Source organism: Aquitalea magnusonii (assembly GCF_003202035.1).
Taxonomy (GTDB): domain Bacteria; phylum Pseudomonadota; class Gammaproteobacteria; order Burkholderiales; family Chromobacteriaceae; genus Aquitalea; species Aquitalea magnusonii.
The window spans coordinates 130,298-157,195 of sequence record NZ_QJKC01000006.1; the positions used below are offsets into that span (position 1 = coordinate 130,298).

The window sequence follows — 26,898 nt, forward strand, 5'->3', positions numbered from 1 at the left end:
CGGCACCCGCCGGGGCGGTGAACGGCGCTAGGCCCGCAGCGCCTGTTTTTGCATGCGCTCGGCCAGGCGCAAATGACAAGCCGCCGCCAGTTTGATCAGCTCGCGCGTGCTCACCGGCAGCGCCCCGCCCACCGCCACGCGCTCAGCCAAAGCCGCCAGCGTGCTCACCTCGGCCTGCAAGGCCACCGTATTGCCGGATGGCCGCCGCTGTCCCTGCTCCATCTGATAGTGCAGGGAAATCAGCCAGCGCGACTGCTGCCAGTCCGCATCCCCCGCCAATACCGACTGCCACACCGCCTGCCCCACCTGCCGCGCCGCTTCACCGGCCAGTGCGTAGGCCAGTTGCAGCCGGTCGTGATCGGCTGCTGCTCCCTGGCGCAAGATGGGCAGCAAGGTGTCATCTAGCCAGAGTTGCAGCGCTTGCGCCTGTGTTTTGCGGCCGGCACGCAGGGCGTGGCGCAGTTCGGCCTCGCTCAGGGTAAGCAGGGCCGGGCCACTGGCCGGGCTCAGCAGGCAGCCGGCCTTGCCGCCCAGCGCAGTTTGCAGGGCGGCTTCATCGGGGTATTTAAGCAGTTTGGCGACATCGGCCGCGACAAAGCGCGGGCCTTGTGCCATTGGGAAAACACGCAGGTTTTTCTTGTTCAAACGGAAGCGGATCGGCGGGGACTCACTGCATAGCGGGCGTGCTTTGTTCATGTCAGAAGCTCCATGTGGCATACAAGCTATTGCCACCCTGTCGCCAGACGGGTGGCAAGCCAAGGCAGGGCTGGCGAACCGGCACATGGACCCGGTAGACCCGAAGGTCTCCCCACCCGGCCCGCCGTTGAAGACACGCAGGTACACGAGTGCGACAAGCAGCTACCGGAGCAGATGCCTGCCATGTGTCAGGGTCGCCAAACCCACGTTGTGTCACAAGACACAAGCGGCTAAGGCTAGGACCCTGACTTAGGGCTGACAAGGGTAAGGACGGGAGGCTGCACTGGCAAGATGTGCAGGTATGTCGGCGTTTCGGATTTACCCGTAACGCCACCGGGCATATGCCTGCACATCGCAGGAAAAATCGTCACCGCGCATGGCTTTGGCAAAGTGCCAGTCTGCAGGGCGGAAAACCCGGAATTTAACGGGGCGTTCCGCCACGATGCGAGTATAAGTGGCGGAAATCATCAGGTTTTGCATCCGCTCACGCGGATGATATTTGACCTTGCCGCTTCCGCGCGGCGGACGGGAAAGAGGGCTTGCCTGGCCAAGCCCTCCTTCACCTCCAAGGCCACCCCACAAGCATGGCCTGCGGCTGCCCGCCGGGACCCGTCCGGAGCGAGGCGCGCCTGAACTCGCGATTTGCTAACGTCAAATCGCTCAGACAAAGCAGGCGCTTAAGACCTCGCCCCGGCCACCCGTCGGCATGCTTGACGGGGCCAATGGGTGGCGTCGGTGCGGTGCTTGCGGTAGAGAAGTACGGTGTAGATGGAGTGCTGATGCAGGCTAAGGATATGTTAATGCCATTGCGCTAAAATGGCTGATGTCGGCCAATAGCAGACAGACAATACCTACACAACAAGAGCCAATCGAATCAATCAATGACTAAGAATCAAATGAGGAATGCATGCTACCCGATGAAAATAAATTAGGCCCACAAAAAGACATTTTTGCTGGCAGCGTCTTTCTGGTGATTGGCTTATTAATATTTCTTGTAGGCTACTTATTTGTGATGGCCGACTTTGATGCGTGGGGAAAGTCAGGCTTGGCAAACAGCATTGCATTTGGAGGTGGAGCATTATTTTTGGCACTCGTCGGTTTACTGTGCCTGTATAGAGGCTCATGTTATTTGACAGGAACCGCCGAGGTAATGCAAACCAAAAAGTTCAAACCAATCGGAGATTTAATTTTATGGATTGCACCCATTCTCAAGATAGAAATGATGGTTATTGATAACAATCCAGTACTGGCAAAAAATCACCCATATACACTAGGAGTGTCATGTATTTTTCTCTTGACTATGCCAATTATTTTTGTGATTTACATGTACAAAAAAAGAGCATTGCTAGATTAATTGACCCTACTCGTTTATTGCGACGACCTATGGCGGGGTCTGTTTTTGGTCGTTTTAAGACATTGACGGTGGTCGACTCTCGGCCAATTGTTGCCCGTCGCCGTTTCTGCAGACCGCTATTGACGGAAGTTTAAATAAGAAATCTGCTGGGCGGCCTACCGAGTGGAACTCGGTCGAAGCAATAGTTCGCTTGGTTAGCAATTTATTCGGTTTCGTTCTGTAACAATTATCTTTATAGCCTTGCATGGTTTACGCTCAGATCCGTGGAAACATCTATGCCGCACTACGAAAGAGATGACTTTATTATTCGGCCATCAGAAATGTTGAAACTTTTACATAGATCAACGATTACGTTCCTGAACCAATCAGGCGCATAAGGGTTGATGTATATATTATCAATCAAAGTATTAAGATCAATTTTAGCTTTCTTGAAAAAGCTTTTATTTTCCATGTCCCATATAATGCATCGAAGCTCATTTTCATAAGAAAATTCACGTTTTTTGTGCACAAAGGGCCAGAATCCGTTATCCTTTGGAATTATATAGCTATTCCAATCTACATATCTAACCTTACCTATGTAAATCCGACCGGAAGCACTGTAAGGATTGTATGACTCATCACAAAATGAATTAACAAGTCGCGAATATCTAGACTGAATACAGACCCCAAACTGTTCTGAATAAACTTTCCACATGGCAAAATTTTCAGAATCATTCAAGTGCCAACAATTAATAAACATTTGCTTTATTGCATGTTTCTCGCCGTAGAGGTGCCGTCTCTCATTCAATTCAACAATCTCCACCAAGCTCAATGGCGAACCAAGATCTGGCGCAAATGGTGCTCCTTGATGTTCTGCTTGGCGGATTAGGTCTGCCAGCACTACTTCGGCATTAGTTCTTGAGGCTCCCTCTGTTTTATCATCACCCCTTAAGGAGTCTGCTCTGGAAAAAAACAGCATATTAGTCTGAAGAAGATCCAAAAATTTTGGAAGCGTCAAATATCTCCATATTCTTGCATCATCCTCGTCAGGCTCAATAAAGCAAGGATGGCAGTAGTTCTCCAACTCCACTTTACCCCTAGCAATAAGCTCCTTGTATTTATCAAAAATATGAGACTCTCCCCCATTAAAGTCGTCATACGTAAGGACTTTTGTTTTCTCTGATCTATTTTCAATTGCATTCAAAACATTCAGGAAGGCAGTGCTTTCATGTAGTAGGCAGTCTTCCCTGGCAATTACCTCATCTATGATTTCTAAATGGTTAGTTTTGGCATAGCTACGCATGCGCCCAATACGCATTGCACATAAAGAGTCAGGATCATTTTTTTTATTTCTTAGCAGCAATACTACCTTGGCTTGGCTTTCCATTTTCTCGCCTTTCAATATATTTAAAATACTTATTTAGCATATCACATATGCCCCGAATGGCTCCAAGAGCCTGCTTAGATTGGGGATGAAGACTTGATCAGATAGTCTCTAAGCAGAGCAGTCGATCATCTTCGCAGCATGACAGACACCACTGGTGTGGAAGATATGCGGCATGTCGGGAGAGCTTCAAACACATACGGCGGCAGAGCTGGCTGATGTCAACCCGGCATATCAGGCGTAGCCGCATAGAGTGTCAGAGACCTAGAGAGTCGCCTATCTCGCGGGACGATCCAACTCGCTTCACTTCAAATTTTTAATGACCACTTCCTGTAGGCTCGACTGTCTTCAATGGGTCGAAAGCAGAAATTCCATTCTCTATGTTGGCCTTACCTTACGGAGTCACCCACATCCCCCGGCCTTTCCTGCCGAACCGATGCCACCCACGGGCCCCGTCAAGCATGCCGACGGGTGGACGGGGCGAGGTGTTAAGCGCCTGCTTTGTTTGAGCGATTTGACGTTAGCAAATCGCGAGTTCAGGCGCGCCTCGCCCCGGTCGGGCCCTGTCGGGTAGCCGCAGGCCATGCTTGCTGGGTGGCCTTTAGGGATGAAAGGGATCTTTGGCCAAGCAAAGATCCCTTTCCCGTTCGCCGCGCGGAAGCGGCACTCAAATCATCATCCGCGTGAGCGGATGCAAAACCCTGTTAATTTCGCTACATAAGCCGGATGTATCTGGTCGGATCGTGGCGGAACGCCCCGGTAATTCCAGGGCTTCCGCCCTACGCACCTACCCTGCAGGATGTATTCCCCGAAGGGGCTATCTACTGTGAAACGCTCCGGAATAAATTCATTTTCTCCGCTGAAAAACCACCACACCAACGCACCACGGGCCCTGTCGGGCAGTCGCAGGCCATACGATGCGGCTAGCTTTTCCCGTAGTGGGGATCTTTGGCCAAGCAAAGATCCCTTTCCCGTCCACCGCGCGGAAGCGGCATTGCAAAACATCATCCGCGTGAGCGGATACAAAACCTCAGCCTGCCCACCGCACAATCAAGCTCACGTAAAGTAGTCAATTACCATAGAATACTTTGATGATGCTGTGGTTTCTCACGTCCTCACGCTGCGGAGGAAGAACGGGGAGATAATGTGACCGACAATGTATCCGAAGCTGCCTTGCAGCATGGCCTGGCTGCTGGTGAATTCTGGCCAGCCTTCCAGCCCCAGTTGAATCTGGTCAACGGACACGTTTGTGGCTTCGAGGTGCTGGCGCGCTGGGACTCCCCGCAGTATGGACGCGTCTCCCCTGCCATTTTCATTCCGCTGGCCGAGCGCAGCGGCATGTTACATGCCCTGCTGCTGCAACTGATGGGCGAGGCTTGCCGTGTAGCGGCAAGCTGGCCGGGTCAGTTCTCGCTGGCATTCAACCTGGCACCCAGCCAGTTTCTGTTACCGACACTGGTAAGCGACCTGCTGGTCACCGTAGGTAGCAGTGGTTTTCCCTTGTCACGGGTGGTGATTGAAATCACGGAAAGCGAGCTGTTCCACGATAACGCCTCCGTGCAGCAGGTGCTGGATGACCTGAAACTACACGGCATGGCGCTGTCGCTGGACGATTTTGGCACCGGCTATTCCAGTCTGACCCGGCTGAATTCACTGCCGTTTGATGAACTGAAGATCGATGCCAGTTTCGTGGCAGCGTTAAGCAGCGACATGCAATCGCTGCGGATCGTGACTGCCGTGCTGGGGCTCGGCCAAAGCCTGGGGCTGACCGTTGTCGCCGAAGGCGTGGAAAGCACGGAACAGGCCGCCGTACTGCGCAAACTGGGTTGCGATGCCGGACAAGGCTTTCTGTGGTCACCGGCGGTGCCCGCGGCACAAGCCTTGCAGTTGCTGCAGCAATGGGGCGTGGCACCAACCCAGACCACGCTGGACCTGTCGCCCTTCCAGCGCCTGCACCAGCTGGAAGCGCTGTACCAGGATTCCCCGGTTGGCTTGTGCTTCATCGATTGCCAGATGCGCATTGTCAGTGCCAACCAGCTGCTGGCCCGCTATCTGGGCGTGGAGCTGGACTACATTCTGCGCAAGCCGGCCAGCCAGATATTCGGTCATGAAATGACCCCCAACCTCATGGCGGTGCTGGTGCGGGTCATGGCGGGTGAAATCTGTGAAACCACCGAGTACCGCCATCAACCCAGTGGTACTACCTTCCTGATTGCCCATCAACGCATTGTCGATGCCCAGCAACTTCCGCTGGGTGTGTCCTTGGTATTGGTCGACATTACCAGCCGTGTAGAAGCGGAAAAGCAGCTGCGGCAAAGCGAAACCCACTTCCGGACGGTGCTGGAGCTGGGCCCCAATGTTACCTGGCGCGCCAATTGCGACGGGCTGGTTGACTATATGGGTGAATTCGTCGATTGCCCGGCCGATTCCAGTTATCAGGAACGTCACGCTTGCTGGCTGGCACGCATGGATCCGGATGACCGGGTGCGTGTACGCGAAACCTGGCTGAAGCACCTGCCCAGCAAGAAGCCGTTTCTGGTTGAATTCCGCATTTTGTGGCCGGATGGCAGCTGGCGCTGGATGCGCAGCCGGGCCTTTCCATCCCTGAGCGCACAAGGGGAGGTACTGGCCTGGTACGGCATCATTTCCGACGTCACCACCGAGCACGAGTTGGTATTGCGCGTGGAGGCCCTGGAACAGCAACTGCGCCAACATCAGTCCAGCGCCTCTTGCTAGTGCGGCTTGCTACTGCCTTTCCCAAACGAAAGACAGACAAGGCGATTGTCGGAGAAGCCCCATTGCAGTCGGCTTAGAGCGGCTAACAAAAACCCTGCTGCTGCGTTGCGCCTCCTTGCCCTACCCTTGTCCTGTCGGCGTCGGCGCGCCTTGCCCCAGGGACGCTACGCTATTTTTTAGCTGCTCTTAATGGCGATGGGCCACGGGCAAAAGATGGGAAACAGGCTGTGCATTGCAACAATATGCAGACGACAAAAAAAGGGCCTGGGCAAATTGCCCAGGCCTGGCTTGATGCACGATTAAAGCCGCAGATTGCAACGGGACAGACTCACTCGCAAACCCGGCGCCACCGGGGATGCACGGGTATCTATGCAAACACCGTGCCAGCTTTTTTCCAGCCCTTTACCAGCCGTTTCCACTTGATGTACCGCCATTTCTTGCTGCGCCGCACCAAAATCTCGCCGCAACTGCACCGAATTCAGGATTTCCTGCACAACGCTGCAGCATGATTACGCTATGATTAGCGCATGAATACGCCTGCCAACACCAGCAAACCAGTGCCGCAGCCCGAAGTCGAACTGCGCGCGCCGGAAAACGAGAACACCCTCGCCACCCTGGCCATGCCGCTGGGTGAAACGGTATTGACGCTGACTGCCAGCGGGATTCCCATTTACGGCATTCTGCACCGTAGCCGCGCCATGACAGGCCAGTCCGACTTCTTCCGCCTGCAGTTCCGGGGCTTTGCCCGTACCGAGGGCAATCAGTGGCTGCATTACGCCAATGACGAAGCCCGTTTTCACACCGGCTACAACTGTGCCTGGGTGCGGGTGGACCATCCCAGCCGTTCGGTCACCTTTGGCCCCAAGAACGGTATCAACTGCGTGGAAGCCTTTGCCGGGCTGGGGCTGGATACCTTTCTGTTTGCCCAGACCATCATCTGGGTCAAGGGCGCCTACCCTGACTACGCCATCAGTCCGGGCCTGATCACCCTGACCGGCAATGTCAGCGAAGAAGAAAAGCTGCGGCGCAATGCCTTCTACGCCAGCCAGGGCTTCCAGTTCGACTGGCAGGATGCCGCACAGCGCAGCGGCCTGTATTTCAAGGACAAGGTCAGCCGCCTGCTGGGCGTGTGGGACAAGGAGCATATCCAGGAGGTGGGTGGCGAGGCCATGCTGCAAGCGCTGGCGCAGCAGGACGAAACGCGGGCGGCGCTGGAAGACAAGGTCAACCGGCTGGAGTCGTCCTGCAGCAGCATGAAATCGGCCCTGCAAAGAGAGCGCAATACCTCGCAAATCCTGATGGGCGTGCTGATTATCGGGGTGATGCTAGCCTTATGGGCCTTGATTTAAGCTGACTACCGGTTAATCCCTACCGGTTTTTCAAGTTAAATTCTATAAAAAGACATAGGCATGCCCTACATCAAACTTCGATTACGGGCCTGCCCTTACCATTCCGGCATGGCGGGATGGCCGAGTGAAGCCACAGCCAGCGGCAAGGGGTGTTCAGCGTGGCAAAAAGTTCATGCAGCAGGCACTCCCTGGCCGGCGGCCAGCTTCGCGGCCAATAACTAAAGAATAAGGACATGGCTGTTTCTGCGGGCGGAAGCAGCAAGCGGGGCAAAGATGAAACAAGAGAAACAAGGTATTGCCGGGCTGTTCCAGCACGGCCTGGGCAAACTGAGCCTGGAATGGGTGATTCCCCTGTTCAGCCTGTTCCTGATTGCCATGATCTGGAGCGCGGTGCTGTGGCAGGTCAATGCCGATCATGCCCGCAGCCGGCTGGAAATGCAGCGGCAAAGCGAAAACATGGTGCGGGTGTTCGAAGAACACATCTCGCGCACCATTCGCGCCGTCGATCAGTCGGTACTCTTCCTGAAATACCAGTACGAGTCCGAAGGCAGCAAGATGGACATTCGCAGCTATCTGGACAAGGGCATTATCCAGAGTCAGCTGTTTGTCGGGCTGTACATCATTGGCCCGGACGGCATACTGCAGTTGTCCAGCGTGCCCAATAGCAAGCGCATGGACCTGAGCGACCGCGAACACTTCAAGGTGCATATCGCCAAGGACAGCGGGCAGCTGTTCATCAGCAAGCCGGTGCATGGACGCGCCTCGAATAAATGGTCGCTGCAGTTCACCCGCCGCATCAACAAGCCGGACGGCAGCTTTGGCGGCGTGGTGGTGGTGTCGGTCGATCCGTTTTACTTCACCAACTTTTACAAAGACCTCGACCTGGGCAAGACCGGCGTGGTGACGCTGGTAGGTCAGGACGGCATCGTGCGCGCCCGTACCAGTGCCAAGGATATCGGCATCGGTATGGACATCCACAGCAGCGGGCTGTTCAAGCAATGGCCAGGACATGACCACGGTGCCTACCAGCAGCTCAGCAGCATCGACAAGGTGCAGCGTACCGTCAGCTTCCGCGCGGTGGAAGGCTACCCGCTGGCAGTGCTGATGGGCGTGGGTGAAGAGGAGGCCATGGCGGACTATTACGAACACCGCAATGCCTACTTCACCGTCGCGGCCATCATGTCGCTGCTGGTATGCCTGGCCGGCTACGTGATGTACCACATGGCCGCCAACCTGAAAAACAGCAAGGCACAGGCCGAATCGGCCAACCGCATGAAGTCGGAATTCCTCGCCCACATGTCGCACGAACTGCGCACGCCGCTGAACGGCATTCTGGGTTGCTCGGAATTCCTGCAGGCCACGCTGAGCGATCCGGCCGATCTGGAAACAGCCGGCATGATCCACAAGAGCGGCCAGCATTTGCTCAAGCTAGTCAATTCGATTCTGGACATGGCGCGCATCGAGGCCGGCCGCATGCCAATGGAAATTGTCGAGGTACAATTGCCCACGATGCTGCGCGATGTGGTGGAACTGTACCGGCTCAAGGCCGAAGGCAAGGGCCTGCAGCTGACACTGGACTACCAGCAGGCGCCAGGCAGCCCGGAAAGTTGCCGCCTGGACCGCACCAAGCTGACCCAGGTGCTGAACAATCTGCTGGACAATGCGGTGAAGTTTACCGAGCACGGCAGCATACAGGTTGCAGCCCGCGTCAGCGCACAGGAATTGCAGCTGGACATTCGCGACAGCGGCTGCGGCATTCCGCTGGAGCAACAACAACTGGTCTTCGAACGCTTCCGCCAGGCCGATGCCTTCCTGACCCGTGCCCAGAGTGGCTCCGGGCTGGGGCTGGCACTGGTGAAGGAACTGGTCCGGCTGATGTCCGGCAAGGTCGGTTTTGAATCACAAGTCGGCGTGGGCACGGTATTCCACGTCAGCATTCCCGTGGAAGGAAAGCAAGAATGAGCGCGCTGGACACCATTCTTGTCGTGGACGACGACGAGATCAATCGCAAGGTGGCAGGGCTGTTCCTGCAGCGCATGGGTTGGAAAACCGATCAGGCTTCCAGTGCTTTCGAGGCCCTGGAACAGCTGCAGCAACATGAATATCACTGCGTATTGCTGGACATCAGCATGCCGGGCATGAGCGGCATCGAACTGTGCCACCACCTGCGCGGCAACCCGCGCTGGCATGACTTGCGCCTGATCGCCTATACCGCCCATGCCATGAGCGACGAGCAGGAAGCCATACTGCAGGCCGGCTTTGACGCCATCGTCACCAAGCCGCTGACCCGCGACAGCCTGGTCGCCGCGCTGGCTTCCCCGGCAGGCTGAGCCCACCGCCAAGCTTGCTGACCCTAACCGATATGCGGAACCCACGCACCATGCACGCCCCACGCCACACCACATCCTCCGCGGAGCACAGTTAACGGTGCGACAGCAAGACCAATCAACCGACAAGCAGGCCGCCGTGCCGACCGGCGACAGCAATACCAGCCAGCAGCCTGATGGCGCGCTGTTGCAGCAGCTGGAGCAGCTGGGCGACCTGCTGCAAGACTGCGACAGCCAGGGCTGGCTGCTGCATGCCAATCAGATGTGGCTGCATACGCTGGGCTATGCCGCCAGCGAACTGCCCACGCTGAATGTATACCAGCTGCTGGCGGAAGACAGCCAGCCCGCCTTCCGCCAGCAGGCAGCGCTGATCGCCCGCGGCGAGCGCCCGCCAGCCATCGAGCTGCTCATGCTGGACCGCAGCGGCCAGGTGGTATCGGTTCTCGCCAGCTTCAGCCCGCTGCCGCGGGAAAATGCCGAGGACGGGCTGCGCCTGCTGCTGCGCGACATCACCCAGCAAAAAAAGCAGGAACAGTGGCTCTCCACCCTGCTGGACAATATGGACGATGGCATCATCGCCATGGACATGCAGGGCCGGCTCACTTACATGAACCAGCAAGCCGAGCGCCTGCTGGGCTGGCGCTTTGCCGAGCTGCACGGCCGCAACGTGCACCAGTACATCCACCACCATCGTGCCGATGGCAGCGAACTGCCGCTGGAAGATTGCCCCATCTATCAATCGGTACAGCAAAAAGCCAGCTACCGCTCCAGCGAAGAAGTGTTTTTCCGCAAGGATGGCCAGCCGCTGGAAGTGCGGGTCAGCAATAGCCCGCTGCTGCTGCGCCAGCAGCTGGCCGGCAGCGTCACCACTTTTTCCGACATCAGCGCCAGCCGGCTGCGCGAACAGCAGATGCTGCAGGCCACCCGCGCCGCAGAAGCGGCCGCCCGCGCCAAGAGCGAGTTCCTGGCCACCATGAGCCATGAAATCCGCACCCCGCTCAATGGCGTCATCGGCATGATCGACCTGCTGATGGATACCCCGCTGGATGCCGAGCAATCCGATTTCGCCCGCACCATCAAGATGTCGGCGGACACCCTGCTGTCCATCATCAACGACATCCTGGACTTTTCCAAAATCGAAGCCGACGGGCTGGAAATCGAATGCATCGATTTCTCGCTGCGCCAGCTACTGGAAGGCACGGTCGACATCGTCGCCAACAAGGCCCACGGCAAGGGGCTGACCCTGGCCAGCTTCGCCACGGCCGAAGTACCGGACAGCCTGCAAGGCGACCCCACCCGGCTGCGGCAGATCCTGCTGAACCTGTTGTCCAATGCCATCAAGTTCACCGAGCAGGGCATGGTGCTGGTTTCCGCCACGCTGGAACAGCCGCTGCAACAAGGCATACAGCTGCGCCTGTGCGTCAAGGACACCGGCATCGGCCTGAGCGAACAGGCCAAGAGCCGGCTGTTCCAGCCCTTCTCGCAGGCAGACAGCTCCACCACGCGCAAATACGGCGGCACCGGCCTGGGGCTGGCCATCTGCAAGCGGCTGGCCGAAGCCATGGCCGGCAGCGTGGGGGTGGAGAGCACGCCGGATGTCGGTTCGGAATTCTGGGTCAGCATCCCCCTGCAAGCCACCGCTGGCGACAGCTGCCTGCACACCACCGCCACGCCCAGCCAGCACCTGGTATTGCTGGCGGGCGACAGCGCCAGCAACCAGCAGCTATGGAGCCATTACCTGGACAGCTGGGCCCTGCCCCACAAGCGGGCCGATGGTCTGGCCAGCATGCTGGAAACCCTGCGCCAGCTGGATGCCGGTGGCAACAAGCCCGACATCCTGCTGCTGGTGGAGCCGCTGGCCGATGCCACGCTGGAACAGGCGGTGCAGACCCTGAGCCTGGAAGACATCCCCATGGTGGTCTGCCTGCAGGAACAGGACGGCTTGCGCAAGGCCAGCCTGACCCAGCAGGGCATTGCCGTCTTGCACAAGCCGATGAAACAGTCGGCGCTGCTGGACGCGCTGGCCGTGCAATGGACACCGGGCAGCATCCGCCTGCATACCCCGGAAGCCGCCACGGCACCGGTCAGCCTGCGCCCGGTGCAGCATTACCGCCTGCTGCTGGCCGAGGACAACCCGGTCAACCAGCGCGTGGCCGCCAGCATGCTGCACAAGCTGGGCTACCGGGTGGACGTGGTCAGCCACGGCGGCGAAGTGCTGCAAGCGGTGGCGCAACAACAGTACGACGCCATCCTGATGGACTGCCAGATGCCGGAAATGGATGGCTACCAGGCCACCCAGGCCATACGCCGCCAGGAAAGCGAAACCGGTCTGGGCGGACACCTGCCCATCATCGCCATGACCGCCAATGCCATGGAGGGGGACCGCGCCATCTGCCTGGAAGCCGGCATGGACGACTACCTGGCCAAGCCCATCGAGTTCGCCCGGCTCAAGGCACTGCTATTGCAATGGCTGCCCCAGCAGGTGGCGAGCAGCCACCCGCCAGCGGCCAGCCGCGACAACAGCACGCCGGGCAGCTTCACCGTGCAGCGCCTGACCGAATTCCTGGGCGACGACCCGGTCAGCATTGGCGAGATGCTGGACATCTTCCGCGATTCCCTGCTGCGCTGGCGCGAACGACTGCGGCTGGACATCCACAGCGGCGGCCAGGGCCTGAAACAGCTGGCACATGAACTCAAGGGTAGTGCTGCCAATGTCGGCGCCGATGCCCTGGCGGCACTGGCCGGCCAGCTGCACGCAGCGGCGGCAGACAACAAGCCGGACAGCATACGCAGCATTGCCGCCCAGATTGAAAGCGAAATGCAGGCCCTGCTTGCCTTCATTGCCGCCTACGGAAAGGACTAAGCCATGTCGCACGTCATCGTGGTGGACGACAACGACACCAACCTGCTGCTGCTGCGCCATATCCTGCAGAAGCTGGACGGCGTCACGGTAGACACCTTTGCCGATCCGCTGCAGGCGCTGGAATGGTGCCGGCAAAACGAGCCCGACCTCATCCTGCTCGATTACATGATGCCGGAGATGGACGGCCTGGAATTCATGCGCCGCTTCTTTGCCCTGCCGCAACGGCAGGATGTGCCGGTGGTGATGGTCACCGCCGATACCGAGCGCGATGTGCGCCATCTGGCACTGCAACAGGGAGCGCGCGATTTCCTCACCAAGCCGGTGGACAAGGTGGAACTGACGGTGCGGGTGAGCAACCTGCTGGCATTGCGCAAAAGCACCCAGAAACTGGCCAACCGTGCCGCCTGGCTGCTGGAAGAAGTCAAACAGGCCACGACAGAAATCCGCGCCCGCGAAAAGGAAGCCATCCTGCGCCTGTCGCGCGCGGCCGAATACCGCGACCCGGAAACCGGCGCCCACCTGCTGCGCATGTCGGCCTATACCCGGCTGATCGCGCGCCAGCTGGGATTGCCGCTGTCGGAACAGGAAATGCTGCAGGAAGCCGCCCCCATGCACGACATCGGCAAGGTGGGCATTCCCGATGCCATCCTGCTCAAACCGGGACGGCTGACCGAGCAGGAAATGGCCGTGATGCGCCAGCACCCGCTGTTCGGGCATGAAATCCTGGCCGGCTCGGTATCGCCGCTATTGCAATGCGCGGCGGTGGTGGCACTGAGCCATCACGAAAAATTCGACGGCAGCGGCTATCCGCACGGCCTCGCCGGCCAGGATATCCCGCTGTGGGGGCGCATCGTGGCCGTCGCCGACGTGTTTGACGCCCTCACCTCGGCCCGGCCCTACAAGCAGGCCTGGACGCTGGAGCGTGCCAGACAGCATCTGGAAACCCAGAGGGGACGGCATTTCGACCCGGACTGCGTCGATGCCCTGTTTGCCCTCTGGCCCGAAGTCATGATCATTCGCCAACGCCATGCGGATGAGCAGGATACACTCTCGCCACCGGCCGACCACCGGGGAGCTGGCCATGCTTGAAACCGCAACCTTTAACGAACTCAAGATCAGCGGCAACCTGCCCTCGCCCAAGGGCAGCGTGCTCAAGGTCATGCAATTGAGCGAGCACAACAATGTGCCGCTGCCGGAACTGATCGCCGTCCTCAATACCGACCCGGTGATGATAGGCCGCCTGCTCAAGGTGGCCAATTCCGCCGCCTTCCTGCGCAGCCGCCCTGCGGTGGCGCTCACCCCCGACGTGCTGATGGCCATTGGCCTGAACGCGGTATACCAGGTGGCCCTCACCTTTGCCCTGGTGGCCGAGCACCGCCGCGGCCAATGCGCGCAATTCGACTATGACCACTACTGGTCGCGTGCCCTGGCCTGCGGTACGGCCATGCAATTGCTGGGCAGCCAGCAGCGGCTGGCACCTCCCGGCGAGCTGTTTACCATCGGCATGCTGTCGTCCATCGGCCAGCTGGCCATGGCCACCTTGCACCCGGCCGCCTACGGCGAGCTGATTGCCAGCCACGGCGGCCCCTACGCTCCGGGACTGACAAGGCTGGAAGCCGAGCAGTTCGGCTATCACCACCTGGACATCGCCAGCGCCTTGCTGCGTGACTGGGGCCTGCCCAAGATGTTCTGCGATGCCGTAGCCCTGCATGAAGACGCCGATGCCGCCAGTGCCGGCGACGGCACGCGCTCTGCCCGGCTGGCGCTGTGCCTGCGCCTGGCCGCGCAAGTGGCCGACCTGTGTTTTCTGGATGGCGAAGCCCGGCTGCATGCCTATGAAACGGTAAAAAAGCAGGCCGCGCGCATGGAAATCGACCCCAGCCATTTCCCGCGCCTGTGCGACGAGGTAGTGCGCGAATGGCGCGAATGGAATGCCCAGCTGGCCATTACCACGCCCGAGGTCGAATCCTTCACCCTGCTGGAACGACGCAACAGCATGGCGCCACGCATGCCGGAAGCCGACGCCGAACAGGAAGCGCTGCATATCCTGGTGGTGGAGGACGAGCCCAGCCAGCGCATGCTGTTGCAACGGCTGCTGCAGCTGCTGGGACACAAGGTCGATGTGGCGGCCGATGGTCAGGAAGCCTTTGACATCGTGCTCAACAAGCGCCCGCAACTGGTGATTACCGATCTGGCCATGCCCGGCCTGGACGGCCTGCAGCTGATCCGCCGCCTGCGGGCCATTCCGGAAGGCCGTCAGCTCTACATCATCGTGCTGACCATTCTGGACGATGAAGACAATCTGGCCGAGGTATTCAGCAGCGGTGCCGACGACTTCATCAGCAAGCCGATTCCGCCGCGCATCCTGCAGGCACGGCTGAAGGCCGGCCAGCGCATCATCCAGGAACAGCGCAGCCTGCGCCAGGAACAGGAGCTGCTGCGCCGCCACCTGGAAGAACTGTCCATCGACAACCAGCTGGCACAGGAAGCGGCCCAGACCGATGGCCTGACCGGCCTGTACAACCGGCGCTATGCCATGCGCTACCTGCCGCAGATCTGGGACGAGGCCCGGCTCAGCCAGCAGCCGCTGGCGGCGCTGATGCTGGACATCGACCACTTCAAGGTGGTGAACGATGAGCACGGCCACGATGTGGGCGACATCATCCTGCAGGAGTTTGCCGGCATACTGCGGCTGTTCTGCCGTCGCTCCGACATCATCTGCCGCTTTGGCGGCGAAGAGTTTCTCATCATCCTGCCGGATACCCGGCTGTCCACCGCCATCCAGGTGGCCGAGCGCATTCGTGCCACCCTGGCCAACCGCAGCATGGTGGCGTCGGGGCTGGCGCTATGCCTGACGGTCAGCATTGGCGTGGCGGAGAAAAAACCGGCCCATGCCAATGTCGAGGCCTTGATCAAGGCTGCCGACCAGGCGCTGTACCAGGCCAAGCGCAGCGGCCGCAACCGGGTGGAGGCTGCGCTCTGAAGCGGTGCCTGGCCTGGCCGCAGGCACTGAGCCGGTAAACGCACAAGGCCGGCAGCCCATGGGCTGCCGGCCTTGTACTGCGCCATGCGCCATCACGGGCGCTCAGAGATCGTCGGTATCCGCCCAGCCGTCCTGGTTACCGATATGGAACACCTTGTCGGCAGCCTCCACATCGCCCGCGCCCAGTGTGGGCAGGGCCTGCAGCGCCTGGTAGATCGGCGTGAAATCGACGGCGGTGGCCTCAAACAGCTGCTGGAAGCTGTCGATGACGAAATAGGTTTTCTGGAAGGTGTCAATGCGATAGCGGGTCCGCATCAGCCGCTGCAAATCAAAACCGATACGGTTGGGGCTGGCGCTGTCCAGACAGTACAGCGACTCCGATTTGCTGGACAGAATGCCGGCGCCGTAAATGCGCATGCCCTGCGGCGTGCTGATCAGGCCAAACTCCACGGTGTACCAGTACAAACGCGCCAGCACCGGTAAAAAGCCCAGATGCTTCGCCTTCATGCCACCCTGGCCATAAGCCTGCAGATAGTCGGCAAACACCGGGTTGATCAACAGCGGCACATGGCCGAACAGATCGTGAAACACATCCGGCTCTTGCAGGTAATCCAGCTGGTGCGGCTCGCGCAGCCACCAGGTCACCGGAAAGCGGCGATTGGCCAGATGCTCGAAAAACACATCGTCCGGAATCAGGCCCGGCACCGCCACCATGCGCCAGCCGGTGGCCGCCAGCAGCTTTTCATTCAGCCGGGCAAACTCCGGTACGCGGTCGGCATCCACCTCCAGCTGTTGCAGGCCCTGCATGAACTCGTCACAGGCGCGGCCCGGCAGCATGGCGCACTGGCGGCGGTACAGCGTGGCCCAGGTGGCATGATCTTCGGCGCTATAACGCTCCAGCGGCTGCGGCAGGGTGTAGTCGACAGGATCATGCTGCAGTCCCTGGTTTTTGCGGGTGGTGATATCGGGGACGACAAAATCGCTGCGGTCGTTCATGGCGGCAAATCCGGCGGGTGGGTATGCTTTCAGTGTAGAGGCGGCGGCATGCGGCGGGTCCGCAAGTTTTGCCTTGTCAGCAAAATATTTGCATACTTGCCGCATCAAACAGCAAATCTACGCGGAGAATCTGCATTAATGGAACTGGATCGCTTTGACTGGCAGATTTTGCAGGCCCTGCAGCAGGATGCCCGCAGCACCCACCAGAAGCTGGCACAGCAGATTGCCCTGTCTGCCTCGCAGATAGGCCGGCGCATCCAGCGCATGGAAGAACATGGCGTGGTACAGGGTTACCAGGTGAGCATCCTGCCGGAAAAAATCGGCCTGTCGGTAATGGCCTTTGCCCATGTCAGCCTGGAGCGTCACAGCGAAAGCTCGCTGCGCGAATTCGCCCAGGCCATCGATGCGCTGCCCGAGGTGCTGGAATGCTATGCCACCGCCGGCGAGGCCGATTACCTGCTGCGCATCGTGGTGGAAGACCTGCCCTCGCTGTCACGCTTTGTGATGAACCGGCTGATGCAGCTGTCGCTGGTGCGCAGCGTCAAGTCCACCATCATCCTGGATGCGATCAAGCACAGCAGCAAGCTGCCGCTACGCCAGGACCGCACCTAGCGGCGCAGCCGCTGCCAGCCCAAGAGCAGGCCCAGTGCCAGCGAGCCCGCCAGCATGCCGACCAGCACATCCAGCAGGGCCGGTACGAGCAGACGCGCCAGCGCAGCGACTGCCGGCAGGTGCGACAGGGGGTGCAACAGGGCTTCGATGGCATGGTGCAGCGCCGGCCAGCCATGGCTGATGATGCCGCCCCCCACCATGAACATGGCCACGGTGCCGACCACTGCCAGCGCCTTCATCAACCAGGGCATGCCACGAATCAGGCCACGCCCCAGCATGCTGCGCAGCGGTCCGCCCTGGCGCAGCAGGTAAAGCCCGATATCGTCCAGCTTCACCAGCAGGGCGACAAAACCATACACCCCCACTGTCATGATCAGCGCCACCCCCACCAGCACCACCAGCTGCGCACTCAGGCTGGCCGCGGCCACCGTGCCCAGGGTGATGGCGATGATTTCCGCCGACAGCACAAAATCGGTACGCACGGCGCCCTTGATCCTGTCGCGCTCCAGCGCCTGCAGATCGCCAGCCTGAGCCGCCAGCTCGGCAGCCAGTGCCGCCTCCTGCCCGGCGGCATCGCTCTTGTCATGCAGCAAGGGATGGACCAGCTTTTCCATGCCCTCCAGACAAAGGTAAACACCTCCCAGCATCAACAGCGGCATCACCGCCCATGGCGCAAAGGCGCTCAGGGCAAGGGCAAGCGGCACCAGGATGGCCTTGTTGCGCAAGGAACCCCTGGCCACCGCCCAGACCACCGGCAATTCCCGTTCGGCACGCACACCGGACACTTGTTGCGCATTCAGCGCCAGGTCATCGCCCAGCACACCGGCCGTCTTGCGTGCGGCCACCTTGGTCATCACTGCTACATCGTCCAGCACGCTGGCAATATCATCCAGCAGGGTAAGCAGGCTGGCTCCCGCCATGGTTTTTCCTTTATGTCTGCTTGCAGCAGGCCCGGCAGGCCGCCGCGGTGATTGGCCGCCGGCAGGGCGGCTGGCGTCGGCAGTGGCTCAGCCGCTGGCTTGCTCCTCGCCCTGGCGACTGTCCGGCATGGGGGAGATGTCGTGCAGCAGGCCGAAGTCGACATGGTCTTCGCCGTGCTCATCGGTATACAGCAAGTCCTGGTAGCGGTAGTTCCAGCGGATGTCCTCATGCTGGAAGATATGGCGTGAGGCCATGGGTTGACGGGTGATTTCATCGCTGCCGCTGATGGACAGGATAAACCCCGCCTGCAGCTGCGCCAGCTCCTCGACGCTGCGGCCATACAGCGGGCTGTGCGCGTCGATCACATGCATCAGCGTCCAGCTGAGCACAAACATGGGGTGGTGCTGGCGCTGCAGCTTGAGATCGTGCAGCCGGCGCAGACGGGTGCCTTCGCTGCTGACCGTATTCAGCAGCATGTGCAGCTGGGCCTGGGCATCGACAATCACATTCTGCCGGGCATTGGCCGCGCGCAGCATCAGCACCTGCTGGCCGTCCATGGGGCGGATCACCGGGTGGCGCGAAAACACGATGCGCGAGCGTGGCAAGGAAAAGCGGGCGAAGGTCACCCCGGTGACCAGTGCCAGGCTCATCATGCCGATGAAGATTTCCAGCATGCTCACCACATGGGCGTATACCGTCTGCGGATGCATGTCGCCATACCCCACCGTGGCCAGGGTTTCCACGCTGAAGAAAAACGCGCCGCGAAAATCCGCCGGAAACTGGTTGGCAATGCTGCCGGGCTGCAGCTGGTACAGGCCGGCAAACAGCAGGTTCAGCACGCAAAACAGCAGGGCGATGGCCACATAGAATTGCGGCCAGCTCATGGTCATGCTGACGTGATAGATATCGTGCGCCAGCCGCAGCGGCAATCTGTGCACATGAATGATGCGCCCGCCCACCTCCAGCCGCCTTGCCCTGCTGCCCTGCTGTTTCATCTGTCTGCCTCTCTGACCGCTTGCGGCCATTGTGTGCAGCCCGCCGCCCAGCGTCAATGCAGCGTCAGCCACCGCATTTGGACGCAGCCACCAGCGCTCTGGCATGATGCCAGCCATGAGCGCCACTTCTGCCCTGATCCTGCTGCTGCACATCAGCCTGCAATTGCTGCTGATCGTACGCGTGCTGCTGCGCCCCTACCGCGACCCGGCCGCCCGCATCGCCTGGACGGTCGTGGTGGCCACCCTGCCCTTTATCGGCATCACCGCCTATGTGCTGCTGGGCGAAGTCAGCATCGGCCGCCGCCGCATGGCCAGGCTGGCCCGCATCCAGCAACAACTGCCGCCACTGCCAACGCTGGAGCAGACATGGCCACAGCTGCCGCTGCCGGCGGATCAGGCCCAGCTGTTTCATGTCGGCCAGTCCATCAGCGGTTTCGCGCCCTGCAGCGGCAACCAGGCGCAGCTGCTGGCGGATTCCAATGCGGTCATCGACAGCATGGTGGCGGACATCGATGCCGCCCGCTCCCATGTGCATCTGCTGTTTTACATCTGGCTGCCCGACCATAACGGCAGCAAGATCGCGCAGGCACTGATGCGCGCCGCCGCCCGTGGCGTGCACTGCCGCGCCATGGCGGATGATGTCGGTTCGCGCGATCTGCTGCACTCGCCGCTCTGGCAGCAGATGCAAGCCGCCGGCGTGCATCTGGCCGTTGCGCTGCCGGTGGGCAATCCGCTGCTGCGCCCGTTCAGCGGCCGCATCGACCTGCGCGATCACCGCAAGATCGTGGTCATCGACCACTTCACCGGCTACTGCGGCAGCCAGAATTGCGCCGACCCGGAATTCCGCATCAAACCGCGCTTTGCGCCATGGGTGGATGCCGTCATCCGTATTTGCGGACCGGTGGTGCAGCAGAACCAGCGCCTGTTTGCCACGGACTGGATGCTGGCCTGCCAGGAAGACCTGGGGCCGCTGCTGGCCGCCGCACCGCCGCCACCGCTGGCCACGGACGGGCCGCCACTGCTGGCCCAGGCCATCGGCACCGGCCCCACCGCCCGTCACTCGGCCATGCCGGAACTGTTTGTGGCACTGATGTACAGTGCACGCCGCCAGCTCACCATCACCACGCCCTACTATGTCCCCAACGAGGCGCTGCAAAGCGCGCTGTGCGCCGCCGCCCAGCGTGGCGTGGCCACCACCCTGCTGCTACCGGCACGCAATGACTCGCTGGTGGTCAGTGCCGCCAGCCGCAGCTATTACGCCCAGCTGCTGGAGGCTGGCGTGGTGATTGCCGAATTTCACGGTGGCCTGCTGCACAGCAAGCTGATGACAGTGGACGAGGACATCTGCCTGATCGGCTCGGCCAATCTGGACCGCCGCAGCTTCGAGCTGAATTACGAAAACAATCTGCTGTGCCACAGCCGCGAGCTGACCGCCAGCTTGCGCGCACGCCAGCAGGCTTATCTGGCGCACTGCAGCCTGGTCAGCCCGGCGGCGGTGGCTGCCTGGCCGCTGCGGCGCCGGCTGTGGAACAACACGGTGGCCATGCTGGGGCCATTGCTGTAAAGCATGGCGACACACCCTGCCCGGCCGGGCAGAATAACTTGCGATCATCAATCACCATTGCCGGACACCACCATGAATCAGGCCCTGCCTTTCCACTCCATCAACTACACCGCGCCGGACAATGGCCCCCGGCTGATTGTGCTGGGCGCGGTACATGGCAATGAAACCTGCGGCAGGGCCGGCATCCGGCGCATCCAGGCCGAGCTGGATCTGGGACAGCTGCGCTTGCAGCGCGGCAGCCTGACGCTGGTGCCGGTGGTCAACACCCTGGCCTACCAGCTGGGGCAGCGCGGAGCCGACCGCAATCTCAACCGCAATCTGGCCCCGGTGGCCACCCCGCAGGATTTCGAAGATCACGTCGCCAACTGGCTGTGCCCGCTGCTGGCCAGCCATGAAGTGCTGCTGGACCTGCACTCCTTTCAGTCGCCCGGTCAGCCCTTTGTCCTGATCGGCCCGCGCGACAATCAGGACAGCCTGGAGCCCTTTGCCCATGCCGCACAGGAAGAAGCACTGGCCACGCGGCTGGGCGTGGGCCGGCTGGTGGACGGCTGGCTGTCGACTTATGCGCTGGGGGTGCAGCGGCGGGCGGCGCGGTACGGCCACAGTGCAAACCGCCAGCGACAGCTGGATAGCGATACCCGCTACGGCATGGGCACGACCGAATTCATGCGTGCCAACGGCGGCTGGGCGCTGACGCTGGAATGCGGCCAGCATCTGGACCCGGCTGCCCCGGAGCTGGCTTATCAGGCCATTCGCAATACCCTGGCCCATCTGGGCATGGTGGCCGGCCCCGCACCGGCAGTGCAGGCGGCCATGACAACGCTGAGCCTGTATGAAGTCGTGGACAAGCTGCATGAGGACGACTGCTTCTGCCGAGCCTTTGCCAGCTTCGACCCAGTCGGCAAGGGCGAGCTGATCGGCCACCGCCACGATGGCAGCCCGGTGCGGGCGCTGGATGATGGCTGCATCGTGTTTCCCAACCCGGCTGCGCAAACCGGGCAGGAGTGGTTTTACCTGGCGCGGCCCAGCCAGCGCCTGGGATAGTCGCGGCGACTCACACCCGGCCGGCGGCGCCAAACAGCCCCGGCACGGTGTTTTCCTGCTCGAAGCGCAGCAGCGCCGATTTCAGCGGCAAACCGCCGGCATAACCGGTGAGGCTGCCATCGGCCCCCAGCACGCGATGGCAGGGCACGATCAGGGCAATCGGATTGGTGGCGTTGGCCCGGCCCACGGCGCGGGCGCCGCCGGGCTTGCCCAGTGCCAGCGCCAGTTCGCCATAACTCATGGTTTCGCCATAGGGAATGCAGCACAAGGCCGCCCACACCTGTTGCTGGAAGGCCGTGCCGCGTGCCGCCAGCGGCAGATCAAAACTGCGTCGCTCACCGCGCTCGTACTCGTGCAACTGGCGCGCCACTTCGGCCACGGCGGCATCATCGCGCCGGCTGCCCGATAGCTGCGCCCGCTGCAACTCCTGCTCCAGATGAAAATCCAGCCGCAATAGCCGGCCCTGCAAGTCCAGCCACACCATGGCCGGGCCAAAGCGGGTGTCCACCACGCCATGGCAGGCCGCATGCAGCGGCGCCTGCAATACTGGCCCGGCGGCATCGGCGGCTGGCGAGCGTGCCAGCGGCGCCGTGTCACTCCACAAGCCGCCCTGGGCAAACAGCGGCGCAGCCGGCGGCGGCTGATGGCTGGCCGGATCGGCGGCCTGGGTTGCATGCTCTGGCGCGGGCGCGTCAAACAGATCGGGGGCGGAATATTTCATGTGTTCTCCGACAGGCTGGCCCACAAATGCAGGGTGGCCAGGCTGCGACAAGGGGCAAATGCCTGCATCAGCTGCTCGGTCTGGCGGGCATCCGGCCGCTGTGGCAGGGCATGAAAACGTTGCAGGGCGGTGGCCAGCCCGCTATCACCAATAGGCGCGCAATCAGCAAAACCCAGCCCGCGCAGCATGACATAGCGCGCCGTCCACGGCCCCACTCCATGCAGCGCCAGCAACTGGCGCTCGGCCTCGCTGGCACTCTGCCCGGCCAACGCCGCCAAAGGCAGGCTGCCATCCAGCACGGCACGCGCCGCGCCCAGCAGATAGGCCGCCTTGGAGCGGGAAAAACGCAGGGCAGTGAGCTGCTCCGGCTGCAGCGCCGCCACCTCGGCCGGGCCGGGATGGGCCAGCAGCGCGCAGCCGGCAATCGGCAGGCCGGCCAGCTGAATCAGGCTGCGGCGCAAGGACGTGGCAAAAGACAGATTGATTTGCTGGCCGATGATGGCCCAGCACAAGGCTTCGAACGGCTCCGCCGTCAGCGGCAGCCACAAGGCAGGCCGGCCCGCCAGCAGCCGCGCCACGGCGGGCCGGCTCTCCGCCAGCGCCTGCCAGTTTTCACGCTGGCCATCCAGCCCCAGCATGCGACGCACCGCCGGCTCTGCCGCCGGCAGCAGCGCCGGCCAGTCCATCAGGGCTGAACCGCTAAACACGGCATGCACCTGCCCGGCGTCAAACTCCAGCTGCAGCAATAGCGGCGCACCATGCAACAACAAGCCTTTGTCCAGGCGATTGCCCTGCCAGCGTTCGGCCGGCCCGGCCGGATCGCGGCCGTGATAGGCCAGCGCCGTGGCGGCGTGATAATCCGCTGGCAAGGACAGGGTAAAACCGTGCTGCGCCACCACCTGTTGCATAAAACCTCCAGCCATGCGGCCAGAGTGGCCGTCGACCCGGCATTATCGCGCAGAAGCGGCCTCGCCACATCCTGCGGCTTGCGCTGCAATGCGTCACAGCGGCATGCCGCTGCCACCACGCCATGATGAAGTCATGTTGAACTGCCAGGAAAGGCCATCTAGTATGTCAGACATAGACTGACTACCCGGCCTTTAGCATAGCTTGCTGCCATGAACCCATTTGCATTGCTTGACAAGCTCAAGACGCCGGTATGGATTATTCGTCCTTCGACCGAAGAAGTGCTGCACGCCAATCCGGCGGCACGGGCAGTCGCCACCGGGCTGAGCCTTGCCGACATGCGTCACGGCAGCCTGTCGGCCTGCCCACACCCGGCCCTGTCCGACTACACCCCGGCCATTCTGGCCCGCGAGCAGGTAGTGGAAATCTGGACCATACGGCAACAGGAGCAGCTGCAGCCACTGTGCTGCCACCTGTGCTGGCTGGACATGGCCGAAACAGCCGACGCCATTCTGGTCGAGGCCAGCTCATCCATCGGCACCCTGCCGGCTTCCGCCGCGGCTACCACCGACCCGCTGCCGGAAGACGGTTTTCACCGCATGCTGATGCAGACCAATAGCGCGCCCATGCTGTTGATCGACCCGGCAGACGAAGGCCGCATCGTCAATGTGAATGAAGCCGCGATGCGCTTTTACGGTTATTCCCGTGCCGAGTTCGCCGCCAAGCACACCTGGGAGATCAACGCCCAGGGCCGCGCCATCCTGCCGGTAATGCAGCAGATTGCCCAGCTGCCGGGCGGCCACAAGCCCCTGAGCTTTGTCCACCGGCTGGCGGATGGCAGCCTGCGCGATGTGCAGACCTATGCCGGCCCGGTGGTGATGCATGGCAAACGGCTGATGCTGTGCGTGATTCACGACATCACCGAGCAGCAAAGACTGAAATCCGAACTGGAACAGGCGGCGCTGCGCGACCCGCTTACCGGGCTGTGGAACCGCCGTTACCTGCTGCAACAGCTGGAGCGCGCCATTCAGGAAAAGCAGCGTTGTGGCCACAGCTTCAGCCTGATCCTGCTGGATGCCGACAATTTCAAGCGCATCAACGACCAGTTTGGGCACTTCACTGGCGACGAAGTGCTGGTCTGGCTGGCCCGCACCTTGCAATCCCGCGTGCGGGCTGCCGACAGCGTATGCCGCTGGGGCGGCGAGGAGTTCGTCATCCTGCTGCCGCAAACCACGCAGAGCAATGCGCTGCATCTGGCCGAATGCCTGCGCGATACCGTGGCCAACGGCCAGACCGCACCACTGCCGGCCATCACCATCAGCATGGGTGTCGCACAGCACCAGGACGAGGAAAGCGTGGAAAGCCTGATCATGCGTGTGGACAATGCGCTGTATCAGGCCAAGTCATCCGGCCGCAACTGTGTCATTGCGGCCTGAAGCCCCGGCCTCCCGCTGGGAGCACAAGCCGACTCAGGCTAGAATGCGCCAGCGATGGCCGCGGCAGCGGCTGTTTTCCCCACCTGCATAGCGAAGATGACGATGGATCAACAACTGAAAATGGAAGACCTGCAATTGGGCGAGGGCAAGGAAGTGGTGCGTGGTGCGCTGATTACCACCCACTATACCGGCTGGCTGGAAGATGGCAGCCAGTTTGACTCCTCGCACGACAAGGGCCGCCCCTTCCAGTGCGTCATCGGCACCGGCCGCGTCATCAAGGGCTGGGATATCGGACTGATGGGCATGCGCGTGGGCGGCAAGCGCCGGCTGTGGGTTCCGGCGGCCCTGGCCTATGGCGAGCGGCAGATCGGCACGCGCATTCCGCCCCATTCCAATCTGCTGTTTGAAATCGAAGTACTAGAAGTGCTGACCCGCGACGACTGAGTCCGCCGCGCCGTCGGCCACCGCCAGCTGCCGGGCAGCCTGTCTGGCCACCTCGTCCAGCACCGGCAGCCACTCGCCTGCCGCCTGCTGGCGGAACAGCTGCATGCTGGCATACCACGGGCTGTCGCTGCGGCCCAGACCCCAGCGGAAATCCGGATTGAACGGCAGCAATAGCCAGCAAGCCTTGCCCAGCGCGCCGGCCAGGTGCGCCACCGAGGTATCCACGCTGATCACCAGATCCATCTGCGTGATCAGCCCGGCCGTATCTTCCAGTGTATTGAGCCCGGCAGCATGGTCGATGATGCCGGCCGCCGTCACCAGGGCGGTCTCTTCGCGATACTCGCGCTGCAGTGAATGAAACTCGGTATCCAGCTGCAGCAGGCGCCTTAGCTGCGCCAGTTGCAGGCTGCGTTGCCGATCATTCAGATGCTGCGCCAAACCCGACCATGCCAGGCCGATACGTGGACGCTGGCGTGCCGCCAGCCGCCCGGCCCAGATTTGCCGCTGCTCGGCCGTTACCGTCAGATAAGCATCGGCTGCCGGGATATTGTCCAGCGTGGTGGCAAAGCGCAGCGGCAAGGACATCATCGGACAGTGCAGGTCGAACGCCGGCAGCTGCTCGCGCCGGGTAAACACCTGCAGGCCGCTGGCCATCTGCCGGGCCAGTTCCTGTAGCGGTGGTTTCAGCAGCAGGATCAGCCGTGCGCCGCGCTGCTGCAGCAAGGGCAGATAGCGCAGCATCTGGATGGTATCCCCCAGCCCCTGCTCCTGGTGAAGCAGCAGGGTCTTGCCCTCCAGGCTCTCGCCCTGCCACTCTGGCCTGGCAAAGCGCTGCAGGCCGGAGCGCTGGCACAGCTGCGGGTCCAGCTTGCGCGCCTCGTAATACTGCCACCCACGGGCATAATCGCCCTGTAGCAGCAACAGCCAGGACAGGTCGTAACGGGCCAGCACATCGTCAGGAAAGCGCGCCAGCACCTTGTCCAGCAGCGCCTGTGCTGCCTCATACTCGCCGTTTTCCGCCAGCAGCGCCGCCAGGTTCACCATGGCGTCGCTATTGTGCGGATCAAGATGCAATGCCGTGACAAAACTGTCATGCGCCGCTGCCCGCTGGTCGAGCAGCACCTGCACATTGCCACGGTTGCTGTAGGCTTCGGCCATGCCGGGACGCAGGGCGATGGCGCGCTCGAAATCGCGCAGGGCCTGCGGCAGCTGCTGCTGGTTTTTCAGCAGGATGCCGCGATTGACATAGGCCTCCGCCAGATCCGGTTGCAGGGCAATGGCGCGATTGAAGTGCGCCAGCGCCGCCTTGCCCTGGCTCAGCTGCACCAGCGCCAGCCCCAGCAGGAAATTGACTTCCGCACTGTCAGGATAGGCTTTCAACACCCGCAGCAAGCCGTCTCTGGCCACGGCCGGCTTGCCCTGCTGCAGCTGCTGCATGGCCTGGTTGATCTTGTTAAGCGCGAGTTGTTCGTTCATGGGGCGGCAATCAAAATGGAAGACAGTACCGGCAAGCGGCGCATCCTGCCTGTCGGGCAGGCTGCAAGTGTAACGAGGCCGCCTGCAGCCGGCAAATCGCCGCTGGCGGCCA

The 26,898-nt window shown here is 61.3% G+C and carries 22 protein-coding genes; 14 read left to right on the forward strand and 8 right to left on the reverse strand.

The features are described from left to right. Window positions 1-27 precede the first annotated feature (27 nt). A complete protein-coding gene (locus DFR38_RS08270) occupies window positions 28-696 on the reverse strand; it encodes a BRO-N domain-containing protein (RefSeq protein ID WP_110313259.1) in 669 nt (222 codons plus the stop codon). A 907-nt stretch (window positions 697-1,603) separates the two neighbouring features. Here DFR38_RS08270 and DFR38_RS08275 point away from each other — a divergent pair. Then, complete coding sequence (locus DFR38_RS08275; RefSeq protein WP_059287242.1) at window positions 1,604-2,050, forward strand: hypothetical protein; 447 nt, start codon at window positions 1,604-1,606, stop codon at window positions 2,048-2,050. Between the two features lie 283 nt (window positions 2,051-2,333). Here the strand turns inward: DFR38_RS08275 and DFR38_RS20980 are convergent, their stop codons facing one another. Continuing rightward, window positions 2,334-3,416: a hypothetical protein gene (locus tag DFR38_RS20980; RefSeq protein ID WP_146215951.1), complete on the reverse strand. Its 1,083-nt coding sequence runs from the start codon at window positions 3,414-3,416 to the stop codon at window positions 2,334-2,336. A 1,143-nt stretch (window positions 3,417-4,559) separates the two neighbouring features. On the opposite strand from DFR38_RS20980, the gene DFR38_RS08285 reads away from it, so the two are divergent. The 8 genes from DFR38_RS08285 to DFR38_RS08315 all read left to right on the forward strand — a co-directional run bounded on the left by DFR38_RS08285 (window position 4,560) and on the right by DFR38_RS08315 (window position 15,671). Beyond that, window positions 4,560-6,149 (forward strand): sensor domain-containing phosphodiesterase, encoded by a 1,590-nt coding sequence (locus DFR38_RS08285; RefSeq protein ID WP_204377562.1) that lies wholly within the window; start codon window positions 4,560-4,562, stop codon window positions 6,147-6,149. Between the two features lie 242 nt (window positions 6,150-6,391). Then, entirely contained in the window at window positions 6,392-6,658 is a 267-nt protein-coding gene (locus DFR38_RS20985) for a hypothetical protein (protein ID WP_146215952.1), read from the forward strand. Between the two features lie 18 nt (window positions 6,659-6,676). After that, window positions 6,677-7,498, forward strand: coding sequence for a hypothetical protein (locus tag DFR38_RS08290; protein ID WP_110313261.1), 822 nt, complete (start codon window positions 6,677-6,679; stop codon window positions 7,496-7,498). A gap of 273 nt (window positions 7,499-7,771) precedes the next feature. Further along, the gene (locus DFR38_RS08295; protein ID WP_059286084.1) at window positions 7,772-9,460 is read left to right on the forward strand and encodes a sensor histidine kinase; all 1,689 of its coding nucleotides are present in this window, start codon (window positions 7,772-7,774) and stop codon (window positions 9,458-9,460) included. Next, complete coding sequence (locus DFR38_RS08300) at window positions 9,457-9,828, forward strand: response regulator (protein ID WP_059286085.1); 372 nt, start codon at window positions 9,457-9,459, stop codon at window positions 9,826-9,828. The genes DFR38_RS08295 and DFR38_RS08300 overlap by 4 nt, the downstream gene beginning before the upstream one ends. Before the next feature lie 97 nt (window positions 9,829-9,925). Next, window positions 9,926-12,688, forward strand: coding sequence for a PAS domain-containing hybrid sensor histidine kinase/response regulator (locus DFR38_RS08305; RefSeq protein WP_110313262.1), 2,763 nt, complete (start codon window positions 9,926-9,928; stop codon window positions 12,686-12,688). A gap of 3 nt (window positions 12,689-12,691) precedes the next feature. Next, window positions 12,692-13,777, forward strand: a complete 1,086-nt coding sequence (locus DFR38_RS08310) for an HD domain-containing phosphohydrolase (RefSeq protein ID WP_059286088.1) — start codon at window positions 12,692-12,694, stop codon at window positions 13,775-13,777. Further along, window positions 13,770-15,671 (forward strand): diguanylate cyclase, encoded by a 1,902-nt coding sequence (locus tag DFR38_RS08315; protein WP_158527714.1) that lies wholly within the window; start codon window positions 13,770-13,772, stop codon window positions 15,669-15,671. The genes DFR38_RS08310 and DFR38_RS08315 overlap by 8 nt, the downstream gene beginning before the upstream one ends. Before the next feature lie 102 nt (window positions 15,672-15,773). Here the strand turns inward: DFR38_RS08315 and phhA are convergent, their stop codons facing one another. After that, window positions 15,774-16,667, reverse strand: coding sequence for a phenylalanine 4-monooxygenase (phhA, locus tag DFR38_RS08320; protein WP_059287369.1), 894 nt, complete (start codon window positions 16,665-16,667; stop codon window positions 15,774-15,776). 138 nt (window positions 16,668-16,805) lie between these two features. Between phhA and DFR38_RS08325 the strand changes: the two genes are divergently transcribed. After that, complete coding sequence (locus DFR38_RS08325) at window positions 16,806-17,279, forward strand: Lrp/AsnC family transcriptional regulator (protein ID WP_059287368.1); 474 nt, start codon at window positions 16,806-16,808, stop codon at window positions 17,277-17,279. On the opposite strand, the gene DFR38_RS08330 is transcribed toward DFR38_RS08325, so the two are convergent. Together DFR38_RS08330 and DFR38_RS08335 are read right to left on the reverse strand one after the other, a co-directional pair. Further along, window positions 17,276-18,199, reverse strand: a complete 924-nt coding sequence (locus tag DFR38_RS08330; protein WP_110313264.1) for a DUF808 domain-containing protein — start codon at window positions 18,197-18,199, stop codon at window positions 17,276-17,278. The genes DFR38_RS08325 and DFR38_RS08330 overlap by 4 nt on opposite strands. Before the next feature lie 87 nt (window positions 18,200-18,286). Continuing rightward, a complete protein-coding gene (locus DFR38_RS08335) occupies window positions 18,287-19,195 on the reverse strand; it encodes an ion channel (RefSeq protein ID WP_059287370.1) in 909 nt (302 codons plus the stop codon). Window positions 19,196-19,310: 115 nt separating this feature from the next. Between DFR38_RS08335 and cls the strand changes: the two genes are divergently transcribed. Together cls and DFR38_RS08345 are read left to right on the forward strand one after the other, a co-directional pair. Continuing rightward, window positions 19,311-20,759 (forward strand): cardiolipin synthase, encoded by a 1,449-nt coding sequence (cls, locus tag DFR38_RS08340; RefSeq protein WP_199052272.1) that lies wholly within the window; start codon window positions 19,311-19,313, stop codon window positions 20,757-20,759. Between the two features lie 72 nt (window positions 20,760-20,831). Next, on the forward strand, window positions 20,832-21,803 hold the full coding sequence (locus DFR38_RS08345) for a succinylglutamate desuccinylase/aspartoacylase family protein (protein ID WP_110313283.1): 972 nt from the start codon (window positions 20,832-20,834) through the stop codon (window positions 21,801-21,803). A gap of 10 nt (window positions 21,804-21,813) precedes the next feature. On the opposite strand, the gene DFR38_RS21705 is transcribed toward DFR38_RS08345, so the two are convergent. Both DFR38_RS21705 and DFR38_RS08355 read right to left on the reverse strand, forming a co-directional pair. After that, entirely contained in the window at window positions 21,814-22,524 is a 711-nt protein-coding gene (locus tag DFR38_RS21705) for a methylated-DNA--[protein]-cysteine S-methyltransferase (protein WP_280523842.1), read from the reverse strand. Next, on the reverse strand, window positions 22,521-23,432 hold the full coding sequence (locus tag DFR38_RS08355) for a DNA-3-methyladenine glycosylase family protein (protein WP_110313266.1): 912 nt from the start codon (window positions 23,430-23,432) through the stop codon (window positions 22,521-22,523). Before DFR38_RS08355 ends, DFR38_RS21705 begins: the two co-directional genes overlap by 4 nt. Window positions 23,433-23,642: 210 nt before the next feature. On the opposite strand from DFR38_RS08355, the gene DFR38_RS08360 reads away from it, so the two are divergent. Together DFR38_RS08360 and DFR38_RS08365 are read left to right on the forward strand one after the other, a co-directional pair. Continuing rightward, window positions 23,643-24,866 (forward strand): GGDEF domain-containing protein, encoded by a 1,224-nt coding sequence (locus DFR38_RS08360; protein ID WP_059287386.1) that lies wholly within the window; start codon window positions 23,643-23,645, stop codon window positions 24,864-24,866. A 102-nt stretch (window positions 24,867-24,968) separates the two neighbouring features. Further along, a complete protein-coding gene (locus tag DFR38_RS08365) occupies window positions 24,969-25,310 on the forward strand; it encodes an FKBP-type peptidyl-prolyl cis-trans isomerase (protein WP_059287387.1) in 342 nt (113 codons plus the stop codon). Here the strand turns inward: DFR38_RS08365 and DFR38_RS08370 are convergent. After that, window positions 25,284-26,786 (reverse strand): tetratricopeptide repeat protein, encoded by a 1,503-nt coding sequence (locus DFR38_RS08370; RefSeq protein ID WP_059287388.1) that lies wholly within the window; start codon window positions 26,784-26,786, stop codon window positions 25,284-25,286. The two genes, DFR38_RS08365 and DFR38_RS08370, sit on opposite strands and share 27 nt — an antisense overlap. Window positions 26,787-26,898 lie beyond the last annotated feature (112 nt).